Source organism: Paenirhodobacter huangdaonensis (assembly GCF_004022465.1).
GTDB classification, from domain to species: Bacteria; Pseudomonadota; Alphaproteobacteria; order Rhodobacterales; family Rhodobacteraceae; genus Rhodobacter; species Rhodobacter huangdaonensis.
Map to the genome: position 1 here is coordinate 96,839 of NZ_SAVA01000009.1, position 19,195 is coordinate 116,033.

At 67.7% G+C, this 19,195-nt stretch carries 25 protein-coding genes and 1 pseudogene; 5 read left to right on the forward strand and 21 right to left on the reverse strand.

Annotated elements, in window-relative coordinates; translation table 11 throughout:
• Nucleotides 1-33 precede the first annotated feature (33 nt).
• Nucleotides 34-417 carry a type II toxin-antitoxin system RelE/ParE family toxin gene (locus EOW66_RS20700; protein ID WP_239017603.1) on the forward strand — a complete coding sequence of 128 codons (384 nt, stop codon included), beginning with the start codon at nt 34-36 and terminating at the stop codon, nt 415-417.
• Nucleotides 410-733, forward strand: coding sequence for a helix-turn-helix domain-containing protein (locus tag EOW66_RS15180; protein ID WP_128157146.1), 324 nt, complete (start codon nt 410-412; stop codon nt 731-733). Before EOW66_RS20700 ends, EOW66_RS15180 begins: the two co-directional genes overlap by 8 nt.
• Here EOW66_RS15180 and EOW66_RS15185 read toward each other — a convergent pair.
• The 21 genes from EOW66_RS15185 to EOW66_RS15285 all read right to left on the reverse strand — a co-directional run bounded on the left by EOW66_RS15185 (nt 725) and on the right by EOW66_RS15285 (nt 16,862).
• Complete coding sequence (locus tag EOW66_RS15185; RefSeq protein WP_128157147.1) at nt 725-1,501, reverse strand: hypothetical protein; 777 nt, start codon at nt 1,499-1,501, stop codon at nt 725-727. The genes EOW66_RS15180 and EOW66_RS15185 overlap by 9 nt on opposite strands.
• Nucleotides 1,501-3,735 carry a hypothetical protein gene (locus EOW66_RS15190; protein ID WP_128157148.1) on the reverse strand — a complete coding sequence of 745 codons (2,235 nt, stop codon included), beginning with the start codon at nt 3,733-3,735 and terminating at the stop codon, nt 1,501-1,503. Before EOW66_RS15190 ends, EOW66_RS15185 begins: the two co-directional genes overlap by 1 nt.
• On the reverse strand, nt 3,735-3,926 hold the full coding sequence (locus tag EOW66_RS15195; RefSeq protein WP_128157149.1) for a hypothetical protein: 192 nt from the start codon (nt 3,924-3,926) through the stop codon (nt 3,735-3,737). The genes EOW66_RS15190 and EOW66_RS15195 overlap by 1 nt, the downstream gene beginning before the upstream one ends.
• Nucleotides 3,923-4,273, reverse strand: coding sequence for a hypothetical protein (locus EOW66_RS15200; RefSeq protein ID WP_128157150.1), 351 nt, complete (start codon nt 4,271-4,273; stop codon nt 3,923-3,925). The genes EOW66_RS15195 and EOW66_RS15200 overlap by 4 nt, the downstream gene beginning before the upstream one ends.
• Entirely contained in the window at nt 4,273-4,683 is a 411-nt protein-coding gene (locus EOW66_RS15205; protein ID WP_128157151.1) for a phage tail tube protein, read from the reverse strand. The genes EOW66_RS15200 and EOW66_RS15205 overlap by 1 nt, the downstream gene beginning before the upstream one ends.
• The gene (locus EOW66_RS15210; protein WP_128157152.1) at nt 4,680-5,090 is read right to left on the reverse strand and encodes a DUF3168 domain-containing protein; all 411 of its coding nucleotides are present in this window, start codon (nt 5,088-5,090) and stop codon (nt 4,680-4,682) included. Before EOW66_RS15210 ends, EOW66_RS15205 begins: the two co-directional genes overlap by 4 nt.
• A 3-nt stretch (nt 5,091-5,093) precedes the next feature.
• A complete protein-coding gene (locus EOW66_RS15215) occupies nt 5,094-5,498 on the reverse strand; it encodes an HK97-gp10 family putative phage morphogenesis protein (protein WP_164881148.1) in 405 nt (134 codons plus the stop codon).
• A complete protein-coding gene (locus EOW66_RS15220; RefSeq protein ID WP_128157154.1) occupies nt 5,495-5,818 on the reverse strand; it encodes a head-tail adaptor protein in 324 nt (107 codons plus the stop codon). Before EOW66_RS15220 ends, EOW66_RS15215 begins: the two co-directional genes overlap by 4 nt.
• Nucleotides 5,818-6,381: a head-tail connector protein gene (locus EOW66_RS15225; protein ID WP_128157155.1), complete on the reverse strand. Its 564-nt coding sequence runs from the start codon at nt 6,379-6,381 to the stop codon at nt 5,818-5,820. Before EOW66_RS15225 ends, EOW66_RS15220 begins: the two co-directional genes overlap by 1 nt.
• 3 nt (nt 6,382-6,384) lie before the next feature.
• Nucleotides 6,385-6,798 (reverse strand): hypothetical protein, encoded by a 414-nt coding sequence (locus tag EOW66_RS15230; RefSeq protein WP_128157156.1) that lies wholly within the window; start codon nt 6,796-6,798, stop codon nt 6,385-6,387.
• A gap of 65 nt (nt 6,799-6,863) precedes the next feature.
• Nucleotides 6,864-8,201, reverse strand: a complete 1,338-nt coding sequence (locus EOW66_RS15235) for a phage major capsid protein (protein ID WP_128157157.1) — start codon at nt 8,199-8,201, stop codon at nt 6,864-6,866.
• Between the two features lie 97 nt (nt 8,202-8,298).
• The gene (locus EOW66_RS15240; RefSeq protein ID WP_128157158.1) at nt 8,299-9,189 is read right to left on the reverse strand and encodes a S49 family peptidase; all 891 of its coding nucleotides are present in this window, start codon (nt 9,187-9,189) and stop codon (nt 8,299-8,301) included.
• Nucleotides 9,186-10,490, reverse strand: coding sequence for a phage portal protein (locus tag EOW66_RS15245; RefSeq protein WP_128157159.1), 1,305 nt, complete (start codon nt 10,488-10,490; stop codon nt 9,186-9,188). The genes EOW66_RS15240 and EOW66_RS15245 overlap by 4 nt, the downstream gene beginning before the upstream one ends.
• The gene (locus EOW66_RS15250; RefSeq protein ID WP_128157160.1) at nt 10,487-12,148 is read right to left on the reverse strand and encodes a terminase large subunit; all 1,662 of its coding nucleotides are present in this window, start codon (nt 12,146-12,148) and stop codon (nt 10,487-10,489) included. The genes EOW66_RS15245 and EOW66_RS15250 overlap by 4 nt, the downstream gene beginning before the upstream one ends.
• On the reverse strand, nt 12,135-12,572 hold the full coding sequence (locus tag EOW66_RS15255; protein ID WP_128157161.1) for a P27 family phage terminase small subunit: 438 nt from the start codon (nt 12,570-12,572) through the stop codon (nt 12,135-12,137). Before EOW66_RS15255 ends, EOW66_RS15250 begins: the two co-directional genes overlap by 14 nt.
• A gap of 128 nt (nt 12,573-12,700) precedes the next feature.
• Nucleotides 12,701-13,540 carry an HNH endonuclease gene (locus EOW66_RS15260; RefSeq protein WP_128157162.1) on the reverse strand — a complete coding sequence of 280 codons (840 nt, stop codon included), beginning with the start codon at nt 13,538-13,540 and terminating at the stop codon, nt 12,701-12,703.
• 96 nt (nt 13,541-13,636) lie between these two features.
• Nucleotides 13,637-14,479, reverse strand: coding sequence for a hypothetical protein (locus EOW66_RS15265; RefSeq protein ID WP_128157163.1), 843 nt, complete (start codon nt 14,477-14,479; stop codon nt 13,637-13,639).
• Nucleotides 14,476-15,063 (reverse strand): hypothetical protein, encoded by a 588-nt coding sequence (locus EOW66_RS15270; protein ID WP_128157164.1) that lies wholly within the window; start codon nt 15,061-15,063, stop codon nt 14,476-14,478. Before EOW66_RS15270 ends, EOW66_RS15265 begins: the two co-directional genes overlap by 4 nt.
• Before the next feature lie 205 nt (nt 15,064-15,268).
• Nucleotides 15,269-15,880 carry a hypothetical protein gene (locus EOW66_RS15275; protein ID WP_128157165.1) on the reverse strand — a complete coding sequence of 204 codons (612 nt, stop codon included), beginning with the start codon at nt 15,878-15,880 and terminating at the stop codon, nt 15,269-15,271.
• Nucleotides 15,881-16,058: 178 nt separating this feature from the next.
• A complete protein-coding gene (locus tag EOW66_RS15280; protein WP_128157166.1) occupies nt 16,059-16,499 on the reverse strand; it encodes a hypothetical protein in 441 nt (146 codons plus the stop codon).
• Nucleotides 16,500-16,658: 159 nt separating this feature from the next.
• Nucleotides 16,659-16,862, reverse strand: a complete 204-nt coding sequence (locus EOW66_RS15285; protein WP_128157167.1) for a hypothetical protein — start codon at nt 16,860-16,862, stop codon at nt 16,659-16,661.
• A gap of 88 nt (nt 16,863-16,950) precedes the next feature.
• Here EOW66_RS15285 and EOW66_RS15290 point away from each other — a divergent pair, with 88 nt between their 5' ends.
• The 3 genes and pseudogenes from EOW66_RS15290 to EOW66_RS15300 all read left to right on the forward strand — a co-directional run.
• Nucleotides 16,951-17,613: a LexA family transcriptional regulator gene (locus EOW66_RS15290; protein ID WP_239017604.1), complete on the forward strand. Its 663-nt coding sequence runs from the start codon at nt 16,951-16,953 to the stop codon at nt 17,611-17,613.
• A 161-nt stretch (nt 17,614-17,774) separates the two neighbouring features.
• Complete coding sequence (locus EOW66_RS15295) at nt 17,775-18,734, forward strand: hypothetical protein (protein ID WP_164881149.1); 960 nt, start codon at nt 17,775-17,777, stop codon at nt 18,732-18,734.
• Nucleotides 18,735-18,973: 239 nt separating this feature from the next.
• Nucleotides 18,974-19,162 (forward strand): annotated as a pseudogene (locus tag EOW66_RS15300) (IS481 family transposase); the annotation flags it as partial.
• Nucleotides 19,163-19,195: the final 33 nt, after the last annotated feature.

The following is a 19,195-nucleotide window of genomic DNA, read 5'->3' on the forward strand; positions in this document are numbered from 1 at the left end:
GCGCCGCGGCCTGCTCGACGAAGGAGAAGAGAATTGCGCCAATGGCGCAAATCAGGATTGCAACTCATACGCCATTGGCGTATATATCAGCCCATGAAAATCGTCCGCACCAAGCGCTACCTGAAGGATCTCAAACGCATCCGGGCGACCGAGGCCGAAGCCGACGCAATCGACCAGGCGATCGCCGCCATGCCCGAGGCGGGGGATGTGATCGAAGGCCTGCGCGGCGTCCGCAAGATCCGCTTCGCGTTGCGCAACAAGGGCAAGAGCGGCGGCGGGCGGGCGATCTACCTGCTGATGATCGGCGATGATCTGGCGATCCTGCTGACCGCCTATGCGAAGAACGAGAAGTCCGACCTGACACCCGCCGACAGAAAGGCCATTCTCGCCGTGCTGAAGGAGCTATCCGATGACTGACAAACGCACCGACATTGGCCTCGGCATCGAGGAAGGCCTCCGCGAGGCCCTGGCGTGGAAGCGCGGCGAGATCGCGCTGGAAACCCGCAACGTCGACCCGATGCCGCCCGCACGGATCAAGGCGATCCGCAAGAAGGTGGCCCGCTCCGCCGCGGCATTCGAGAAACGCTTCGGCATCCCGGCATCCACGGTCAGCAACTGGGAACAGGGCCGCCGCAAGCCGGACCCCGCGGCGCGCCTGCTGCTGTCGGTGATCGAGATCAACCCCGAGGCCGTCGAGCAGGCCGCCCGGCAACAGGCAGCCGCCTCAGTCTGACGGGGCATGTGCCTGCACCTCGAAGCTCACGGACAGGAAGGTCTTCACCCCCATGCGGGAGGGAACGATCGGCGCATCGACCCAGCCATAGACGCAATCCTCGGGGTATCCCCCGGGCCGCGCGGCAAGGAAGAAGGGTTCGGTCAGCGCCGCGCGCGCGAACGGGTCGAAGGTTGCGCGATACCAGTCTTCGGGCAGGTGGCGCCAGGCACAGGTGCCGGCGCGGCCCTGGCGCTGCACGAAGCGGGCGAGCAGCTGACCGCCCTCGCTGACATAGCTCGTCAGCGTCGCCTGCCGGCACAGGTCGAGCATCGGCAGCGCGGTGTATTCCGGCACCGGCAGGGCCAGCACCCGGCCGGTGTAGATCACCCCGACCGGCGCGACCCTGTCGATCGAGACCCGGACCGAGCTCGTCTCGACCCGCGGCAGCAGCACGAGGATCGCGCCGTTGTCCGCCGGCGTCAGTGTCGCCAGATCCTGCCAGACGCCCGCCAGCAGCGCCGCGATGCGCACCTCGGCCCCGGCCAGCTCATGCGCCGCGATGCCGACGGCATCGACGGTCTGCACCGCGTCATAGCGGATGCTCCAGCTCGCCGGAGCCGCCGCCGGCAGCCACCAGCTCGCGGTGTCGACTGCGGCCGCCCGCTCGGCCGGATAGCCGCCCGCCGCCGAGGTCGCGCTGACCGCCCCCGCCAGCGCCTGCCACAGGACGCGCGCATGCGTCAGCGGCTGTTCCGGGACATGCCCCGGTGCGATGATGACCGCCATCAGGCCCACTCCAGATTGATCTGATACCCGTCCTTGATCGCGGCATTGATCGCGGACACCAGCTCCGCCCCGGTCTGCCGGCCGATCACGTCCCCGGTGATCCGGTAGTTCGCAACCTGCGTCGGCGAGACCGTCGCCGCCGAGGCGGCAGCGGACGAGGCGGCCGAGGAGCCTTTCGAGCCGCCGGACCCGCTTGAGCCCTTGATCGTCTGCACCGCATTCAGGCCCGAGGCGAGCACGCTCGCCGCCGCCGCGAACTTCGCGAAGAACGGCAAGGACGGATCGGCGAGGGTCTGGTTATAGGCCCGCCAGGCATTGATCAGCGCCTCGACCGCGGCGAACTTCTGCGCGATCTTCTGCATCTTCTCGTTGCCGCTCGCCATGGCCGAGGCCATGTCACCGAAGAAGGCGCCGGTCTTCTGCAACCCGTCGCCGTAACGATAGGCGTCGATCTGCGCCATCTTCTCGGCATGCAGCTGCTGCGCCTTCTCGGTCATGTCGTTGTATTCGATCTGGGTGAGCTTGCGTTTCTCCAACGCTTCCTCGAGCGTCTTCTGCTGCGCCGCATAGGCCGCCAGCTCCAGCTCCGCCTGGCTTGCCAGCGCATTGCGCACGCTCTCCAGCTTTTGCATCAGCGGATCCTTCGTTTCACCGCCGCCCTTCTTGTCTTTCCGATCCGACGCATTGAGTGCCGCCAGTTCGGCGTCGATATCGAGGCCCTTCTTCTCGACTTCAGCCTTCACACCGGCGAGGAACTTGTCATACCAGCTGCCGCCGATGCTGGCGGCATTCGCGGCAGCGTCGATCTCCCATTCCTTGCGCGCACGCACGGCTTCTGCGGCAGATGCCCCGGCCCTGCGGGCGTTCAGCTCGACGTATTTGGCGGCATTGGAAATCATTCCGCCGCCAATGGATGAAAGCGCAGACCCGATTCCCAGAACCTCGGACTTCACATCGCTCATCGCGCTTGCCCAGGCGTCGGTTCTGGATCGGGCATCCTCGGCAGCCGCGGCGGAGTCCCCCATCAAGGGCGCAATCTCGCCCGCGTCGACGGAAAGCTGATACGCCGCCTTCGCGGCATCCATCACGGTAGTGGGAATGTCATCGGCAGCGTCTTGCGCCGCCATCAGGCGATCGGCAAGAACCCTGGCCGCAGCCGCGACCGCGGCCGGTCCTTTGTCCTTTGCCGCATCCAGCGCATTCATGGCGTCGACAACGCCCTGGGCCTCGACCGTCGTGACGCCGAACTCCTTGCCAAGAGTGGCGATCTGCTCCTTCAGCGCCACCGCCCTTTCGGTCGCGATCTCGTCCGGCAGCAGAGTGGTTCGGTTGATCGCATCGAGCTGCGACTTGAGACCGGAAAGCGTCGTCGAGATCGAGGTCGTCGTGTCCTGCATCGACTTGAGGTATTCGAGCTTCTCGATCTGAAGCAGGGCAGCGTAGACCTCCTTCGCCCGGGCGGCGCCCGCGCCGAACTGTGTCCATAGGTCCGGCAGGCTTTGCAGGGCCTTGTCCACCGCGTTCTTGTAATCGGATGTCCTCGACGCCAGATCGTCGATCTGTTCGGAGAGTTTCTTCGCCTCCTTTTCCTGGCCCATCAGCATCGGCACAACTGCCGCGCCGATGGCCACCGCGGCACCGACCGCCGCCCCCCAAGCGCCAAAACCGCCAATCAGCTGGGGAAACTGCTGGGCAAAGGCCCTGGTGGCACTCGTCCCGCTCGCGATCTGCACGAAGAAGTCGCCGACCTGATAGGACGCATTCTGCACCTGCGAGGCGAGCCGCGAGGAGCTGCCGCTGACATCGTTTGCCGCGCCGAGGTAGGCCTTCGCCGAGCGCTGCGCCAGATCGGCGTATTCGCGCTGCGTGATCACCCCCCGCGCCTGCGCCGCATCGAGGTCTTCCATCGCCGCCTCGTAGCGCTTCGAGGCCGAGAACAGCGGATCGAACGAGGCCCGCAGCCGATCCACCCGCGATTTCGCCTCGTCGAACTCGGCAAAGGACTGCGCCGAGTTCTTCGCCGACTTCGCGAGCTTGTCCGTCATCCCGACCAGACCGTCGATCCGGGACTGGATCTCGGTCGTCGTGCCGGCGAGCGAGCGGAACTTGCGGTCGGACTGCTCGGTCGCCGAATTCAGCCGCCCGAGCACACGCTCGGCGCGGGTGACAGCATCCGTCAGCGGGTTCGTGTCCCCGCTGACGGTGATGACGATATCGCCTCCGGTTCCGGACATCAGAACCCCTCCCTGTCATTGCCCCGGAGCCAGCCGAGGATCTCGCGCTTGTCATCTTCGGAAAGGCCGGAACCCCGCCTGCGCGGGCCGAGGGTTTCCATCAGCCACCAGAAATGCCGCGGCGCCATGCTCCAGAACTCGCTCGGCTGGAGCCGGAACTCGCGCACCGCGATCTGGTAGGCGTCCTTCACGAAGGATCGGACTTTCCCGGCGATGCGCCATCCCCGCTGCCGGCGCGCGGCGCATCGCCCATGAGCAGGTCGACGAGGGCAAAGACCGCCCCCGCATACCCGGTCCCCTCGGGCCCCCCGAGAGAGGACACCAGCTGCTGATGCACCTCGGCATCGCTGACCTTGCAGCCGGCGAAGCGCAGCATCTCGCCGAGGCACCGCGCCATGCGGAAGAAGCGCGGCGCCTTCATCCAGGACAGGATCTCGCCAAGCGGCGCGATCTCTTCCACCCGCTCGCCGATCTGGAACGCCTTCGTCTCCGGGATGGTCCAGGTCTTGCCATCCCAGTCGATCCGGATCTCCGCCATCACGCACCCGTCCCGGCGAAGGTCACCGCGCCCGAGCTCGCGAGCGTGCCCGAGATCTCGGCCGCATCGTCATGCGGCGACCCGATCTCGATGCTCGACAGGTGGAAGGTGCCGCTGATCGACCCCATGCCCTCGATCTCGACGGTATAGCCCGCGAGCAGCGCCGTGGTCCCTTCCGCCAGGGACAGCTCGACCAGCGCCACGCCGTCCATCAGCCCGTCGAACTTGATATCGACGGAGCGCACCGAGGGATCGGCGAGCAGCGCGCGCCAGCCGTCGTCGCCCTTGTCGGTCACATCGATCGGCTCGTTGTTGATCGTGATCCCGTGCTCGCGCCCGCCGGCAACCAGCGCCTTGGTGGAACCGCTTCCCGAATAGAGCTTGATCTTGCGACCAGCCATCTTGCTCATGTCTCGTCTCCTGTCCTGATGGTTTCGATGAGCCCGCGGTATTCGCAGACCCCGTGGAATGTTCCGTCCTGATCTTCCAGCACGGTGCTGCTGCGCCGCCCGAGGTCGATCAGCCGATACCCCTCCACCGCGATCACGCCGCGGTGGAGCCGCTCATAGATCTTGCGCTGGAGGCCCTTGACCTCGCTCATCGCAGCATCGCGCGACCAGCTGTGCACCCGGGCCACGAAGTCGAAGCCCGTGTTGTCCTTGGTGTCCCAGGGGGCGAGGACCACTGCCCCGACGGCGATGCAGGGATACTCCGCCGCATCGCCGCCATCCGCCCGCTGGGGCAAGGCGTCGTAAACCGGCGGACCGATCCCGCTCAGGGCCTCGAAAAGCCCTTTCTGAACTGCAAGCTCCGCCATCGCTCAGCCCCGCCGCAAGGCCCGCTGCACCCGCCGTGACAGCGTCTTGCGGAACGCATCGAGATAGCGGGCCGAGGCGTTCGCCCGGTAGTCGTTCCAGGCCCGCAGCATGAAGGCATGCTCCACCCCGTCCGGCCCCTGCCCGTATTCGAGAAAGCGCCAGTAGAAGGCCTGCCGCATCACGTAGACGACGGACTCGAACATGTTGCGCCCCCGCGGGTTGCGCCGCCGCGCCTTGATCGAGCGCTTCAACGTTCCGTCATGCGTCGGGGCAAGCTCGGTCGCCTCCTTCGCGATATCGGCCGCAACCTGCTGAACGGTCGCGCGCGTCAGGGCACGCGCCTCCGACGGCAGCAGCTCGGACAGAACCTGCGAGACCTGATCGAGCCCCTTGATCGTCACACTCACGAAGGCACCCCCCGCTCTGCCTCGATCTCCATGAAGCTGCCCGCCGCCGGCAGCAGGGTGCGGATATTGTAGGCCACCCCCTGCCAGAGGATGCGGTCGAGCGGCGTCAGGTCGGAGCGCCGGCGCAGGCGAAAGACCACCATCGCCGTGGCATTGACCCGGCCGCCCTCGAAGCTCTCGCCACCGCTCCCGGCCCGCACCCGCGCCCAGACCTCGGGCCGCCGGTCGAGCGCAGCCCAGACCCTGCGCGCCCCGCCTGCCCCGTCCGGACTGCGGGTTGCGCGCTCGAACCGGATCCGCGCCTGTGTCGATCCCCCCATCACGCCACCTCCTTCGGCCGGCAGTAGCGCACCTGCCGGATCAAACGTTCGACCCCGAAGCTGATTTTCGGCGCCGCGATCCCGCTCTCGGCCGAGGTCCCGGCATCAAGCCATTCCTTGGCCAGCAGGATCGCGGCGCGGCGCAGCGTCAGCGACCGGCCCGCCTCGTCGAAGCCGACCCGCGCCCGCACCACGATCGCCTGCGTCGCGGCAGGCCATGGCCCCAGCCGCAGCAACTGCGGCTCGTCATGGCCCCGCACCAGCCGCCAGGCCGAGGCGGGAAGCGCAACCCGCTCCCCCTCCTCGTCCTCCACCTCGACCGAGAGGACCGCCTGCACCGGCGCTACCGGGAACCACCAGCGCCCCCAGGCCGCGAACGGCACCACGAACTCGACCTCGCGCGGGCCGATGCTGCGCCGCGCGCCCCGCTCGACCATCTCGACCGCCGCCGCGAAGAGCTCAGCCAGAGCCGCCGGATCGTCCGGGTCGTCCAGATGCAGCGCAGCCTCGAAGGCCTCGGTGCTGATCGGCTGATACCAGCCCGTATCCGGCACGATCCGCATGGATTACCCCTTCGCGGCCTTGCCCTGCGCCGGCGGCGCCCCCTTCTCGGTCGGGGCGGCCGCCGGCGGGGGCGCCGCCGTGACCTCGCCGGTCTCGGGATCGACCAGTTCGATCGGCGCCTCGGTTTCCGCGAGCGCCACCTCGCGGGCCACGAGATCGGCCTCCCGCTTCGCAAGCTCGGCTTCCCGCGCCGCCAGCACCTCGGCCTGCGCCGCGATCCCGGCAATCGCTTCCTGCATCTCGGGAAGATTGGCGACGTCGATGTCGAGCGTGACGCTCCCGGTCTTCGCCCGCCCGGCCCCTTCGACGGCGACGCCGGAGCGCACCAGCTCGGCCGCGCGTTTCGCCTCGAAGCCCGCGGTGTCGCCGGCATTGTAGCGCCCCCAATGGCGCGTGAAGGTGACGATGGTTTTCATCTCGGTATCCTCGTTTGTGGCATCGGTTGCGGCGGGCGCCCCCGTCCGGGAGCGCCCGCGCCGGATCAGATCGACCAGCCGGCCGCGCTGAAGCCCGCGAAGGCCTCGTCGTGGGCCGGCGCGAAATCGTGCTCGGAAATCGCGCGCATCAGCGTGAGATCGTTGGCGAAGGCGGAGACGAGATCACCGACGTCGTTGACATAGGCGGCCTCGGACGAGACCCCGATCGTCAGCACCATGCTGTCGCCGATCATCGCCTCGTTGAAATCGCCGAAGTAGATCTCGGTCTCGTTGCCGCCGGCCCCGAGGTTGTCGGGGATCTGCGAGGTGGTCGAGATCGGATAGCCGAAGAGGGTGCCGTTCGCCTGGATCGACGGGAACAGCACCAGCCCCACCCCGTCCTTGAGCGAGGCAAGCCAGTTCTTCGCGCTCGCGCGCATGATCCAGCGCGGCGCCACCATCGGCACGTCTGCATCCTCGACGCGCGAGACCAGGCGGCGCAGCGCCAGCTCCGACGCGGCCGCGGTCGCCGCGACCCCCTCCGACCAGTGCGCCGCCGGGATCCAGTAGCGCAGCCCCTTCGGCGAGGTGGCCCCGCCCGGCCCCCGCAGAAACGCCAGATCCTCGCGCAGCGCCATCACCGACAGCATGTCGTCGCGCACCACCTGCGCGATGCCGACGCCGGAATGGCGCAGCAGCGAGTTGCCGATCGGCACCAACGCCGTCAGCTTCTTGAAGCTCTGGTCGAGCGCCCCGAAGCTCGGCTCGCTCGCGGCGATCACCGCGTTCTCGGCGCCATAGCTCGCCGTGGCCGAAGCGAGGAGCTTCGCGCGGCGCATCTCGCCCGCCGGCATCGGGAAGGTGCGCGTGCCCGCCGCCCGCACCACCGAGCGCGCCCGCAGCAGGTCGATGACCTCGGTCGCAAGCGGCTGCGGCACCGTCACGCCACCGGCCGCTTCCGAGGCGCCCGAAAGCGCGGCCGAGATCGCGCTGTGACCGGCCCGGTCGAGATCGGCCACAGCGCGTTCGCGATCACCGCGGTTGCGCGCGAGGGCCTGCACCGCGAAGCCGAAGCCCACGCCCTTCAACGCCGGGTCCTGCGCCGCCGCCGGCACCCCCGACAGCGGGGCGGGAACCGTGCCGCCCGCCATCGAACCGGCGCCACCATCGCCGATCGCCGCGGCCGCCTGCGCGGCCTCGACCGCCTCGGCGCGCTGCACTGCCGCCTGTGCGGTCGTGAAGCTCGCCTGTGCCGCCTCGAAGTCCGCGGTCGCCGCCGCCATGGCCTCGGGCGCGGGCGCGCCGTCCTGTTCCTCGAGTGCAGCGATCCGGTCTGCGGCTGCCTGCATGGTGTCAGCGGCAGCCTTCCGGGCGCGGCGCAGATCGGCAATGTTCTTCGGCATGTCGTGTTCTCCTGTGTGCTGCGGCACCCGCGCAGCCGTTCGTGCCCCGTGAACGCGCCATGCGCCGGGGTTTGGGTGCAGAGGTTGAAGGGAAAGCTCAGGCGCAGTGCGCCAGGGCAGCGGCCGCCCGGGCCCGGGCGGCGAAGGCACGCGATTGCGCGCGTGGGCGCGGCGCATAGGCGCCCTGCACCCGGATGTAGAAATCGTCGCGCGTCTCCACCCGGTCGGCGAGGCCGCGCGCGACCGCTTCCTCAGGCGAGAATACCGCCCCGCCGTCGCGCGGATCGTCGGTCACCGACAGCCGCCCCGGCAGATCGGCCAGCGGGATCTTCCGCCCCGCCGCCACCGCCGCGTGAAACTGCGCCTCCCCGGCGTCGAGATACCGCTGCAGCTCTGCCCGGCCCTCGTCGGTCATCGGGTCGGGCCGCTTCGCGCGGGCGTTGGTCGAGGTCATGTCGACCTGCTGACGCCCGTTCGTGCCCGGCGCCACCGAGGCACTCGCGCTCAGCGCGATGCCGATCGAGCCGACGACGCCGCCCGGCGTGACCGTCAGGTCGCGCGCCTGGCACGCCAGCCAATAGGCGGCCGACGCGGCAAGCGGGCTTGCCAGTGCATGCACCGGCTTTGCCTTTGCCGCCCGGCGCACCGCCTCCGCCGCCCCTTCGAGACCGACGACAAAGCCGCCGGGGCTGTCGACGTCGAGCACGATCGCCGCAACGTCGGCATTCGCGGTGAGTTCGCGCAGGGTCTCGGCGAGCCCGAGATAGGTGGTCCAGCCGAGATAGTATTCGAGCAGCACGCTGTTCGGCGTCAGCATCCCCCGGACCGGCACCACCGCAATGCCGCGCTGGATCACGAACCGCTCGGGCTGCGCCGCCTGCGGCACCGCCTCGCCCGGCATCGCCTGTGCCAGCAGCACCGCCGCATGCCGGTCCGAAAGCGCCATCATCTGCCCGTCGATCAGACCGGCAATCCTCGGCACGCTCATGCGCCGCCTCCTTCCTTGCTTGTGCGATCCGGCGCGCCATCCTTGCGCGTCATGTTGGCAGCCGGGTTGAGCCGGTCGCCGTCAGCCTGAGGCGCGAGCCCTTCCTTCTGCCGCGCCTCGTTCGGCGTCATGAAGGGCCCGCCGACGGCCGACTTCAGCGCCTCGTAGCGCTCCTTCGTCGTCGGCCGCAGCAGTGCCCCGAAATCGTGCCGCAGCACCATGCCCGCCTCGCGCTCGGCGTCGGTCAGCAGCGCCAGCGCCATCTGCGTCTCGACCATGCCGGCCCAATACATCAGGCAGTCGGTCAGGTAGTCGATCGCCGCCTGCTCGACGTTGGCCTTCAGCCCGCCTTCGAGAATGCCGACCTTGGCGGGCGGCACCCGGTAGATCGCGCAGATCTGCTCGCGGTCCATCTTCCGGCTGGCGAGCAGCTCCTGATCGCCGGCCTTGAGGTCGAGCACCTCGACCGCGTCCTGCGCCCCGAGGATCGGGAAGCCGTTCGCCTCGGGATCGACGATCGCGTTGCGGATCCGGCGCGCATTGCGCCGCCACGCCTCGTCATCGTCATAGACGTCTTCCATCTTGATCACTGCCCGCATCGTCGAGCCGGTCAGGATCCGCCCCGCCGACTCCTGCCCGGCGAGTGCAAGCCCCATGCTCTCGGCCGCGACCTCGATCGGCGACCGCCCGCTCCAGCCGTCCTTCGACATGTGCCGCAGATGCACCATCGCGCGCGACGACACCCGCCGCCGCATCCCGGCGCCGTCCTCGAAGTCATAGAACCGGCTCCGGCCGTTGCGCAGCCGCGCGACCCCCTCCTCGGCCACTGTCTCGATCAGCTCGACCTCGCCGCCACCCTCGCGCGGCGCAAAGGCGAAAGCGTTCCCCCGCAACGCGAAGGCATAGGCGAGCGCATAGCGCAGGACCGATGCAGGAACGCCGGGCGAGGCCTCGACATTGAGCAGATAGGCCAGCCGATGCCCGCGGATCCGCTCCTCGCGCCCGTCCGGGTGCTTGCGCCAGATCTTCAGCGGCACCTTGGAGACGTCCCCGGCGATGACGTTGCAGCATGCCGACACCGTGGCGTGGCGCTCCGCCAGAACCGCCGAGACCCGCGGCAGCCCCTTCACCCGGCTCGGCGCCGACCAGCCCAGCTCGGAAAGCCAGGCCCGCGGCTCGACCGTGCCGGACGGCTCAAGCGAGGCAACTGCCGTCACCGGCGGCTCGGTCCGCGCGGCAGGCAGCGGCGCGAGCGCCGGCCCCGCCGCCGCGCCGCCGAAGATACGTCTGATCAGGCTCATACCGTTTCGATCTCCCTCGACTTGCGCTTGCGCTCGGCCGCCTCGGCCCGCCCGACAGCCATGATCGCGGCCACGGCCGGGTCGATCCGGTTCGTCGATTTCGCCTTGTTCGGCTTGACGTTCTCGGCCGCGTCCTCGTCGCGATGGACGTTGCCCACGGCCCAGGCCAGCACCGGATTGCCATTGTGGCGCAGGCGCACCTGCGCCGCCGCCTGCTCGAAGCGCTTCATCGGCGAGGACATCGAGGCATAGCCCTGCCCGTGCTCGACCAGCGTGAAGCGGCGCTTCTCGAGTTCGCGTGCCACGTACTTCATGCCCCAGCGGTCATAGGCCAGCTCCTGCAGATCGAACTTCGCCCGGATCCATTCCAGCCGCTCGATGACCTGATCCTCGTCGATCACCCCGCCGCGGTGCACCTCGAGCCAGCCGGTCTGGTTCCACGCGATGTATTCGCGCTTCTCCTTCTGCGCCCGCGCGATGAAGCCCTTCGGTCCCGACGGCAGGAAGCTGTAGCTCAGCAGATAGATCAGCCCGTCCTTCGGCACCGCGACGCAGATCGAGGTGAGGTCCGTCGTCCGCGACAGGTCGAGCCCGACCCAGGCCGGCAGGCCATAGAGCATCTCGGGATTGAACGGTTCCGCCCCCTTGTCCCAGACGTCGCGCTCGATCCAGCTCTGCGCCCCCTCGGTCCACAGGTTCAGGTGCAGGCGGCGGAAGTTCGGCATCTTGCCAGCGATCGCCCGCGCCTCGTTCAGCATCTCGCGGAAGCGGTCTTCCCCGATCGCCACACCGAGGTTCGGGTTCGCCATCTTCCAGATCCGCGGATCGTCGATGTCGCAATCCTGCGGCGGCTCCGCCACATAGGCGAAGAAGGTGTCATCCTCGATGTCGCCGCGCAGCACCATCGCCGAGTAGTCCCGCAACTCGCCGCAGATCGTCGCCATGTCGGCGCCGGCCGTGGTGATCGCCCAGTCGATCGGCTGCGACCGCGCGATCATCGAGTTCACCACCACCTCGGCAAGCTCGCGGTCGGTCCAGCGGTGCACCTCGTCGCGCGCCACGAAATGCGGGTTGATCCCGTCCGCCGCGTTGCCGTCACGGCTCAGCGGCTTCACGAACCCCGAGGTCGGGCCGGTCTGGATCAGATGCTTGTTGCGCGTGTCCATGAACTCCGCCAGCACCGGCGCGGCCTTGATCATCCGCCGCAGCTCGTCGAACAGCAGACGCGCCTGGTCGCGCGTCGTCGCCGTGCAATAGCCCTGCGGTGCGGCCTCACCGTCGAAGAGCTGGGTGAACAGCATCGGCACCGCCGTGTCGGTGGTCTTGCCGTTCTTCTTCGCCACCTGGTGATAGGTCGAGCGAAAGCGCCGCAGGCCGTCCTCCTTCTTCCAGCCAAACACCGAGCCGTGCCGGAACGCCTGCCACGGCTCAAGCGCCAGTGGCTGGCCTGCCTTCGGCCCGGTCGTGTGCTTGATCATCTTCGCGAAGTTGATGATCCGGCTCGCCGCCTTGCAGTCGAACCGGAGCCCGCGATCACGCCCCGTCTCCAGATCGAGCAGGTGGCGCCGGCAGGCGAGCGTCACCAGCTCGCCCGCGATCTCCCGGCCCTCGACCACCGCGAGCGCATAGCGCGACACCGGGTGATCAATCGGTTCCATCGAGCTGCCGCATCAGGTCGTCGAACAGGTCGAGCTGCCCGCCAGACTTCAGCCGGGCAGCGTCGACGGGCGTCAGGCCGAAGCGTGCGGCCAGCTGGTTCATGGTGGTGACCGCATCCTGACGGAGCCCCCAGACCGCCCGCTTCTTCTGCTGCATCCCGTTCCGGGTCTGCACCTCATACCAGGCGCCGAAGGCCGCGATCTCGCCGGTGAACTTCAGGAAGTCGGCCGCCGCCTCGCAATAGACCGCGAACATGTCGGCGAAGCTGTCATCCCAATGCCCCTTCTGCACCACATGCGGAACGACGCGCTCCCAGACCGCCCGCCCCTCCGCGCTCATCTCCGACATCGGGTCCGGCACCGGCGCCGTCATGTCCCCCTTCATCGGGATCACGTTATCGAGCCTCGGCTTGCTTCCGCGCATCCGGGAACCTCCCATCACCCATTCGAAGTGGGCTTTTTTTGCCAATTCCAGCGGCGCAACAGAACGGATCCCGCCCCCGGTGTCCCGGCACGAGCCCCCAAAAACCGACCACCCCCCGGGGGGGCGGATCAGGTGTCGAATGCGCGCCACCACCGATCCACAGCCGCGCGCATCGCGTCCCGCGCATGTCTCCGTCCGGGATCCGCCTCGATCCGCGCCTTGCAGGTCCCGGCATCGACATCGAGGACGACAACCGAGGTCCGCGCCCCGAGCGCGCCGCACCACGCCAGGCGCTCGGCGCGCGACGGCGCCATGACGATCACCCATGCCGTGCCACCGGCCTTGCAGCACAGTGACCGCAGCGCCTCGTCGCGCAGACGAAACGCTGCCTTCACCTTCGCTGCGTCGTGCTCCCATGCCCGACCGCCGACCGCCTCAAGGGATCGGTCGAGATCGACGACGACATCGCCGGGCCGGGCCCGGTCCTGCACGTAGGTTGTCTTGTCGGCCGCCGGTGGGCCACAGACCAGAACAACCGGGATCGCCGAGGCCCGCAGCCCGGCGGGAATGCTCCAGCCCGGCCGATCGACCGCCCCGCCCCAGACCTCGCGCGCCGTCTTCCGGCTGTGGCAGCTCTTGCACAGCGCCTGCCAGTTCGACCTGTCCCACATCAGCGACGGGTCGCCACGATGCGGCACCACGTGGTCAACCTCGGTTGCCTCGACGACAAGCCCCACCTCGCCGCAATCAGCGCAAAGCGGATGCGCGTTCAGGAAGGCCAGCCGCGCCTGCTTCCAGCGCCTGGTGCGATAAAACTGCGCGCCGGCCCGCGCCACCGCCGAGTGCTTGGCCTGCTGCTTGCCCGCCGCGGCGCGCGCCTTCACCTCGGCCAGGTGTTCTGCACAATGCGCCTCCCCCTCGGCCGCGACCTCGTCGCAGCCGGGAGCCCGGCAAAGTTTGCGGATCATGGGGAGCGCTCCAAAACCAAGCGCCCGGTCGGGTTGGTTCCCGCCGGGCGCTCGTGTGGATCATGCTCATAGACATGCCGCCGACTGACTTAGTGGTCAAGCCCCTTTCTTCACCCACTCGCCCAGGTAGGTGCCCATGCGGTCCAGAGAGGCTGCAAGTGCCGTCCTGAGCGTGTCGAGGCTGCCGGTGCGAACCGACCACCCATGCGCCTCCAGAACCGCGCTCAGGTCCATGTCTTCCAGGCAGACCATGTCCACCAGCACCCGGTCGCGGATGATCGACGCGGCCACGCCGCCCCGGGCCGAGGGCCGCACCCGCCGCACCGCCAGCGCCGCGCCGTCGCCGATCCGGCCGCGCATCGCCGCAAGCTGGCGCGCCTCGGCAAGCCGCAGGTCGGTCACGTCGAGCCCCCGGCCCGAGCCGCCCGTCCGCCCTTCGAGGCTCGACAGCTTCACCGCGCCCGCCGCCTGACGTTCGACCAGCGTCCGATACTGCCGCCCCGTCGCGATCTGCAACGCGCTCAGCCCGAGCGGCTTGCGCGCCCGCAGCGCCGCCACCTCCATCCGGTCGAACACGTCGACGACCGAGGCCGCCTTGCGCGGCCCCGCCTCGCCCCGGGCCTGATAGCCGCGGATCAGCGTCGCCCGCGGCGCCTCGGCATCCCCCGCCGCCTCGACAAGGTGGAGCGTTCCCGCCCGCAGCGCCCCGCGCGCCGGCGCCACCGGGATCTCGGGACCGCAGCCCTCGGGCGCCGCCCCGCCCTGCAGCAGCGCTGCGCGCCGCCCCGCCTCGCTCATCGCAAGCCAGCGCGTCACCGAGATCGCCGCCGGCCGCACCGCCAGCAGCTCGCCAGCCGCCAGCCGCTGCGCCGCGCTCAGCCGCGCCCAGTCCTGCACCGACACCCCCACCGGCCGCGCCGCCTCTGCCATCATGCTCATGCCGCACCCCCGGTCTGCACCAGCTCGGCGATCCGGCGGCACCGCACGGCGGCCGCGGCCCGCTCGTCGCGCCAGCGCACCTGCTCGGGCGGAACCGCCCGGCCGGCCGCGAGCCGCTCCTCGATCAGCGTCATCTGCCGCGCATTGTCATGGCCCGCCTTGCGCAGCTCACCGACCATGAACTCGCCCGGCCACAGTCGCTTGCGGCGCAGGTAGTCGAGCAGCTCGGGCCCCCAGCCCTGCTCGATCGCGGCCGCGCCCATGCGGTGCGAGAACGCCCGCCGCATCAGCGGCGACACGCTGTCATCGCGCGGCGGCTGGATCTGTCCGGCCCAGTCGAGGATCCGGTTCGCGATCGGCAGCCGGTCCAGATCCTTGCCCGCCGGGTTCGCCGCCACCTGTTCCTCGAGCGCCTCGAGGCTGAGGCTGTCCATGTAGGCGAGCCGCGCGCAGAGGTCGCGGCACATCTCCTCATACTGCGCCCGCGTCAGGCTGCTCGGCCGCGCCAGCCCCCGCCGCGCCAGCGGCTCAATCAGCAATTCCCGCACCCGACGCTCGCCGGCTGCCTGTTCTGCACTGTCCATTCCACCTGTTCCCTTCTCATCGCATTGCCGAAGTTATCCACAGGCGCCGTTGCCCGGCCGTCACGGCCGCGTCTGTCTTTTCTTGTCTTTTCTTGTCTCTTCTTCTCTAGGCAGAACTGTCACACGACAGGCGTGACTGTCCCGGACTGTCCGTGACAGTCACAAACCGTCACGCGTGACACTCACCGGACAGTCACACCCCCGCCTAGAGCCATCTTTCCCGCCGCGCATGCAGCAGCGCCGCGCCATAGGACTGCCCGTCCCGCCGGCCGCGCACATTGGCGAGCATCCACTCGTCCATGCGCTCGATCAGCAGATCGCTGCCCAGAATGGCATCCGACAGCCCGAGCTTGCCCAACCCGTCGCGCAGCCGCTCGCGCCGCTTGCGCACCGCCGCCGCCTCCCGCGACATCTCGCGCGCCTCGCGCCGGTCGAGCGCATCGCGCACCTGCTCGAGAACGACCGGGTGCATCAGCCGCACCTCGTCGCCACACCGGCACCGTCGCCAGCCCCGGAACGGCCCGAACTCGGCGCGCCGCAGCTCGCCGATCCGCCGCCGCTCGACCCGCAGCATCACCGCCAGCTCGTCGTCGTCATCGGGCAAGGTCCCGATCGGGCTTTCCGTCTGCGACATGTCGAACAGCGCCCGCGCCATCCCCTGCGTCTCCCAGGACGCCAGCCGGAAGGTGCGCGAGGACAGCCAGCGGTGATGCCACCACTTCACGAAGGAATGCGCGTCGAGCCGCTCGTCGCGGCCGATCGGATATTCCTCGAGCTCGTCCATCGGCACGAGCCGCGGCCTTGCCGGATCGATCATCTCGTCACCTCCCGCGCACGAACCCCCAAAGGGGCGCGGCGGGATCGACCCGCCGCGCCAGTTGGCCGGCCTGCCGTGCGGCGCCCGTGGACAGGGTCGCAGGCCGGCGGGAAATCCGAGGTGCCGCTCATTGCAGGCATTCCGCCCGAGCGCACATCAGCCGAGAGACGGAACGCGCTCATGCTTCCTCCCCATCGACGGCGGCAGCGAGGCGGTCGATCGCGCCGCGGGCCTCGTGCACTTCCTTGCGTGCCCGCGCCCGGTTGCCCCGCCCCGAGGCAAGATCGGCCACCGCACCAACCGCCTCGCCCACCTCGCGCGCCGTCTCCGACACGCACAGCATGAGGTCGATCGCCTCGGTGGTTTCGGGCAGGCTGCGCGCCAGCCAGCGCCGCACGACCGGGTCGCCCACGGCATCCTCAAGCGCCATGATCTCGACCAGCGGCCAGTCCAGATGCCCCGCCAACCGCTTCGAAAACGTGCCCTTGCGCATCGAGAAGCCCGAGCCGTCCAGCGCGATGCCGAGGCGCGCGTCGACGAAGCGCGCCGCGTTCTCCACCCCGCCCACACGCGACACCAGCGCGTGCATGAACTGGTTGATCATCACCCGGTCAGACATGGGACACCTCCGAGGAATGCTGATGCCAATTGCGGCAAGCGCCTCGGGCCGTGACCGCCGGAGAAACCGGGATTCCGTGACGCGCGCCCGCGGCTATGAGAAAGCTCTGGCATGGGAAAGCGCATGCACGGCTCGAACCAAGGATGGCAACCGGGGTCATCATGCGGCCTCCTCGCGGAGCGGCGGATGCGCGGCCATGTAGCGGCGCACGCGGTCGACACTCGACAGCGTCGGGCTCGACCGGCCCGCGCGCCATGCGTCCCAGGTGCCCCATTTCGCGTTGATCGCAGACCGCAGCACCGCCTGAGGCGAGCGCCCGGTGGTGTTAGCGTAAGCAGAGAGGTCGAGGATGAGCTGTTCCATGGGCACTATGGTATGGGGGATTTCCCCCATATTGAAAAGGGGGAAGACCCCCATAGCCCCAACGCCACTTGTGGGGCATCTTCCCCATATGCAGAAACAGAACCTCGACGCCTTCGCGCGCGGCCTCAAAATCATCATGGATGCCGAGGGGTGGAAGATGAAACCGCTCTCCGAAGCCGCCGGCATGGGAGAATCCGGCATTCGGGACCTGTTCCGCTACTCCTCGGCCCCCAAGGTTTCCAATGCCTATGCGATCAGCCAAGTTCTCGGGCGCACGGTCGACGAGATCATCCAGATCGGGAAGTCCGGGCTGCTGTCAGATCGCCCTGAGGTGCCAGTCATCGCCGTCGCCGGTCGCGTCGGCGCCGGGGCAGAGGTCTACCTGGTCGACGCCTACGGCAAGGGGAACGGCCTGTTTCATGTCGCCTGTCCACCACAGCTCAATCCGCACGGTATCGTTGCGGTCGAGGTCGAGGGCGACAGCATGTCCCCCGCCTATCCACCCGGCACGATTCTGTTCTACAGCCGGGAGGCCCTCGGGGTTCCGACCGAGGCCATTGGCCGGGTTTGCGTGTGCGAGGACGCCAGCGGCAGGGCGTGGGTGAAGCATATCAAGCCGGGGCTCGAGGAGGGAACCTTCTCCCTTATCTCGCTGAACCCGCACCACGACCCGCAGCATGGCGTCCGGCTGCAGTGGGCAGCCCCGGTTAAGTTCAGCCTGCCGCCTGAGTTCGTGAAGATAGTTGGCTGAGAAGCCCCTGCCCCTTCGGCCCTTAGCGGACTTTGACGCAGGAGACCTTGGCTGCAGTGCGGCTCCTGAAAGCAGACGTCCAACGCTGGCCATCAAGATTTTTCTGGCACACGGATAACATCCTTGGAATAGTGCCGCTGAATAGCGTTTGAGGTGACGAAGTGAGACCGATAATCAACAGAACCCGCGTTTTTTCTAGTTCTTTATTGATTGATTTTGAGAGCGAAGGATTTCCCACAAGTATCGGTCCCGCGAATGGCTTTCAGTTTTTATCAACAACCTGGCGTGAGATACTATGGGCCGCCTTAACCGTTGGGCGCCCGAGCATAAGCTTTATCTTTCAGCATGGATTGGCCTCGCTGTTCGAAGCACTCTACCGTATCTCTCAGATGCGCATGGCACTAACCCAAGAAACCTTTAGTCAACATCTTTATCGAACCAACGCCTTTCGCCAGCTCGATCCAACCGAGAAGGGTGCAGTGAGCTACGCACTGGGTATGACCTTCTGTAAGCTCTTTGCGCACAAGTTGCTGAACACTCATTGGCTGCTTCACCTTGATGTATTCAAAGACCAACTAAACCCAGAATTGCTCACGGGGAAATCTCGACCTGACCTTGTCGGTCAGAATGATGCAGGGGACTGGCACGCCTTTGAGAGTAAAGGACGGTCAAGCTCCCCAAATGATGATGCAAAGAAAAAGGCTAAGCAGCAGGCGCAAAGGTTGGTTCGCGTTGACGGCCAAGATTGCCGCCTGCACATTGGTGCAATTTCTTTCTTCCGGGGCGAAACTTTAGAGTTTTATTGGCGTGACCCTGAGCCGATCAAAGAGGAGCCACTTGAGGTGAGACTCCCAGAAGATGCTTGGAAACACTATTACCTTCCAGCGTTGGCGTTTAGCCAAACCGAAGGATTGGATGAGCCTAACGGCACCGACGAAATCGGCATTTCTGTAGAGATTGCTCCACACATCTATGAGCTACTTGTGCAAGGAGAGTGGTCCAAAGCCAAAGAGCTAGCTGACAGGAGCCGCCAAGAGTTGACTGAGCAAGGCTACTTTCCTGATGGCATCAAGCTTGCGGTGGGAGAAAACTGGGCCAAAGGCCATGGTACGTTCAAGTAAGTCAAAAATTTGCGGCCTTAATTCGGCCCCAAGCTGCCGTTCAAACGCCTCTCCGGGAGGGTCCGCTTTGCGCCCCCCATCTGGCCGTTCCCGGTCAAAGTTGGGCGTCCTGAAAGCTGCCTTTGGCCGCAGCACCTGCCAAGGCCCACTATGCGGGCGGATTTGCCCTTCAATCCCGGCTCTCGAAGCTCTACCTGAGCAGTCGCAGTCGGCCAATCTCAGCCTTGGCGAGTGATGGTTTCCACTACGACAGCCACGACCATCTCCGCACCCACCTCACGGACTTCATGGCGGCCTACAACTTCGCGCGGAGGCTCAAGACCCTCAGCGGCCTCACACCCTAAGAATACATCGGCAAAGTCTGGACTTCAGAGCCGGACAGATTCATCGTTGACCCGATCCACCAGATGCCGGGACTGAACACCTAACTCAGTGCTAATCTTGGGAATGGGCAGTTAACA

Coding starts and splice junctions, on each gene's coding strand:
- EOW66_RS15180 (WP_128157146.1), top strand. CDS start 410: ATGACTGACAAACGCACCGACATTGGCCTCGGCATCGAGGAAGGCCTC.
- EOW66_RS15185 (WP_128157147.1), bottom strand. CDS start 1,501: ATGGCGGTCATCATCGCACCGGGGCATGTCCCGGAACAGCCGCTGACG.
- EOW66_RS15190 (WP_128157148.1), bottom strand. CDS start 3,735: ATGTCCGGAACCGGAGGCGATATCGTCATCACCGTCAGCGGGGACACG.
- EOW66_RS15200 (WP_128157150.1), bottom strand. CDS start 4,273: ATGGCGGAGATCCGGATCGACTGGGATGGCAAGACCTGGACCATCCCG.
- EOW66_RS15205 (WP_128157151.1), bottom strand. CDS start 4,683: ATGAGCAAGATGGCTGGTCGCAAGATCAAGCTCTATTCGGGAAGCGGT.
- EOW66_RS15210 (WP_128157152.1), bottom strand. CDS start 5,090: ATGGCGGAGCTTGCAGTTCAGAAAGGGCTTTTCGAGGCCCTGAGCGGG.
- EOW66_RS15220 (WP_128157154.1), bottom strand. CDS start 5,818: ATGGGGGGATCGACACAGGCGCGGATCCGGTTCGAGCGCGCAACCCGC.
- EOW66_RS15225 (WP_128157155.1), bottom strand. CDS start 6,381: ATGCGGATCGTGCCGGATACGGGCTGGTATCAGCCGATCAGCACCGAG.
- EOW66_RS15230 (WP_128157156.1), bottom strand. CDS start 6,798: ATGAAAACCATCGTCACCTTCACGCGCCATTGGGGGCGCTACAATGCC.
- EOW66_RS15235 (WP_128157157.1), bottom strand. CDS start 8,201: ATGCCGAAGAACATTGCCGATCTGCGCCGCGCCCGGAAGGCTGCCGCT.
- EOW66_RS15240 (WP_128157158.1), bottom strand. CDS start 9,189: ATGAGCGTGCCGAGGATTGCCGGTCTGATCGACGGGCAGATGATGGCG.
- EOW66_RS15245 (WP_128157159.1), bottom strand. CDS start 10,490: ATGAGCCTGATCAGACGTATCTTCGGCGGCGCGGCGGCGGGGCCGGCG.
- EOW66_RS15250 (WP_128157160.1), bottom strand. CDS start 12,148: ATGGAACCGATTGATCACCCGGTGTCGCGCTATGCGCTCGCGGTGGTC.
- EOW66_RS15255 (WP_128157161.1), bottom strand. CDS start 12,572: ATGCGCGGAAGCAAGCCGAGGCTCGATAACGTGATCCCGATGAAGGGG.
- EOW66_RS15260 (WP_128157162.1), bottom strand. CDS start 13,540: ATGATCCGCAAACTTTGCCGGGCTCCCGGCTGCGACGAGGTCGCGGCC.
- EOW66_RS15265 (WP_128157163.1), bottom strand. CDS start 14,479: ATGAGCATGATGGCAGAGGCGGCGCGGCCGGTGGGGGTGTCGGTGCAG.
- EOW66_RS15270 (WP_128157164.1), bottom strand. CDS start 15,063: ATGGACAGTGCAGAACAGGCAGCCGGCGAGCGTCGGGTGCGGGAATTG.
- EOW66_RS15275 (WP_128157165.1), bottom strand. CDS start 15,880: ATGATCGATCCGGCAAGGCCGCGGCTCGTGCCGATGGACGAGCTCGAG.
- EOW66_RS15280 (WP_128157166.1), bottom strand. CDS start 16,499: ATGTCTGACCGGGTGATGATCAACCAGTTCATGCACGCGCTGGTGTCG.
- EOW66_RS15285 (WP_128157167.1), bottom strand. CDS start 16,862: ATGGAACAGCTCATCCTCGACCTCTCTGCTTACGCTAACACCACCGGG.
- EOW66_RS15290 (WP_239017604.1), top strand. CDS start 16,951: ATGCAGAAACAGAACCTCGACGCCTTCGCGCGCGGCCTCAAAATCATC.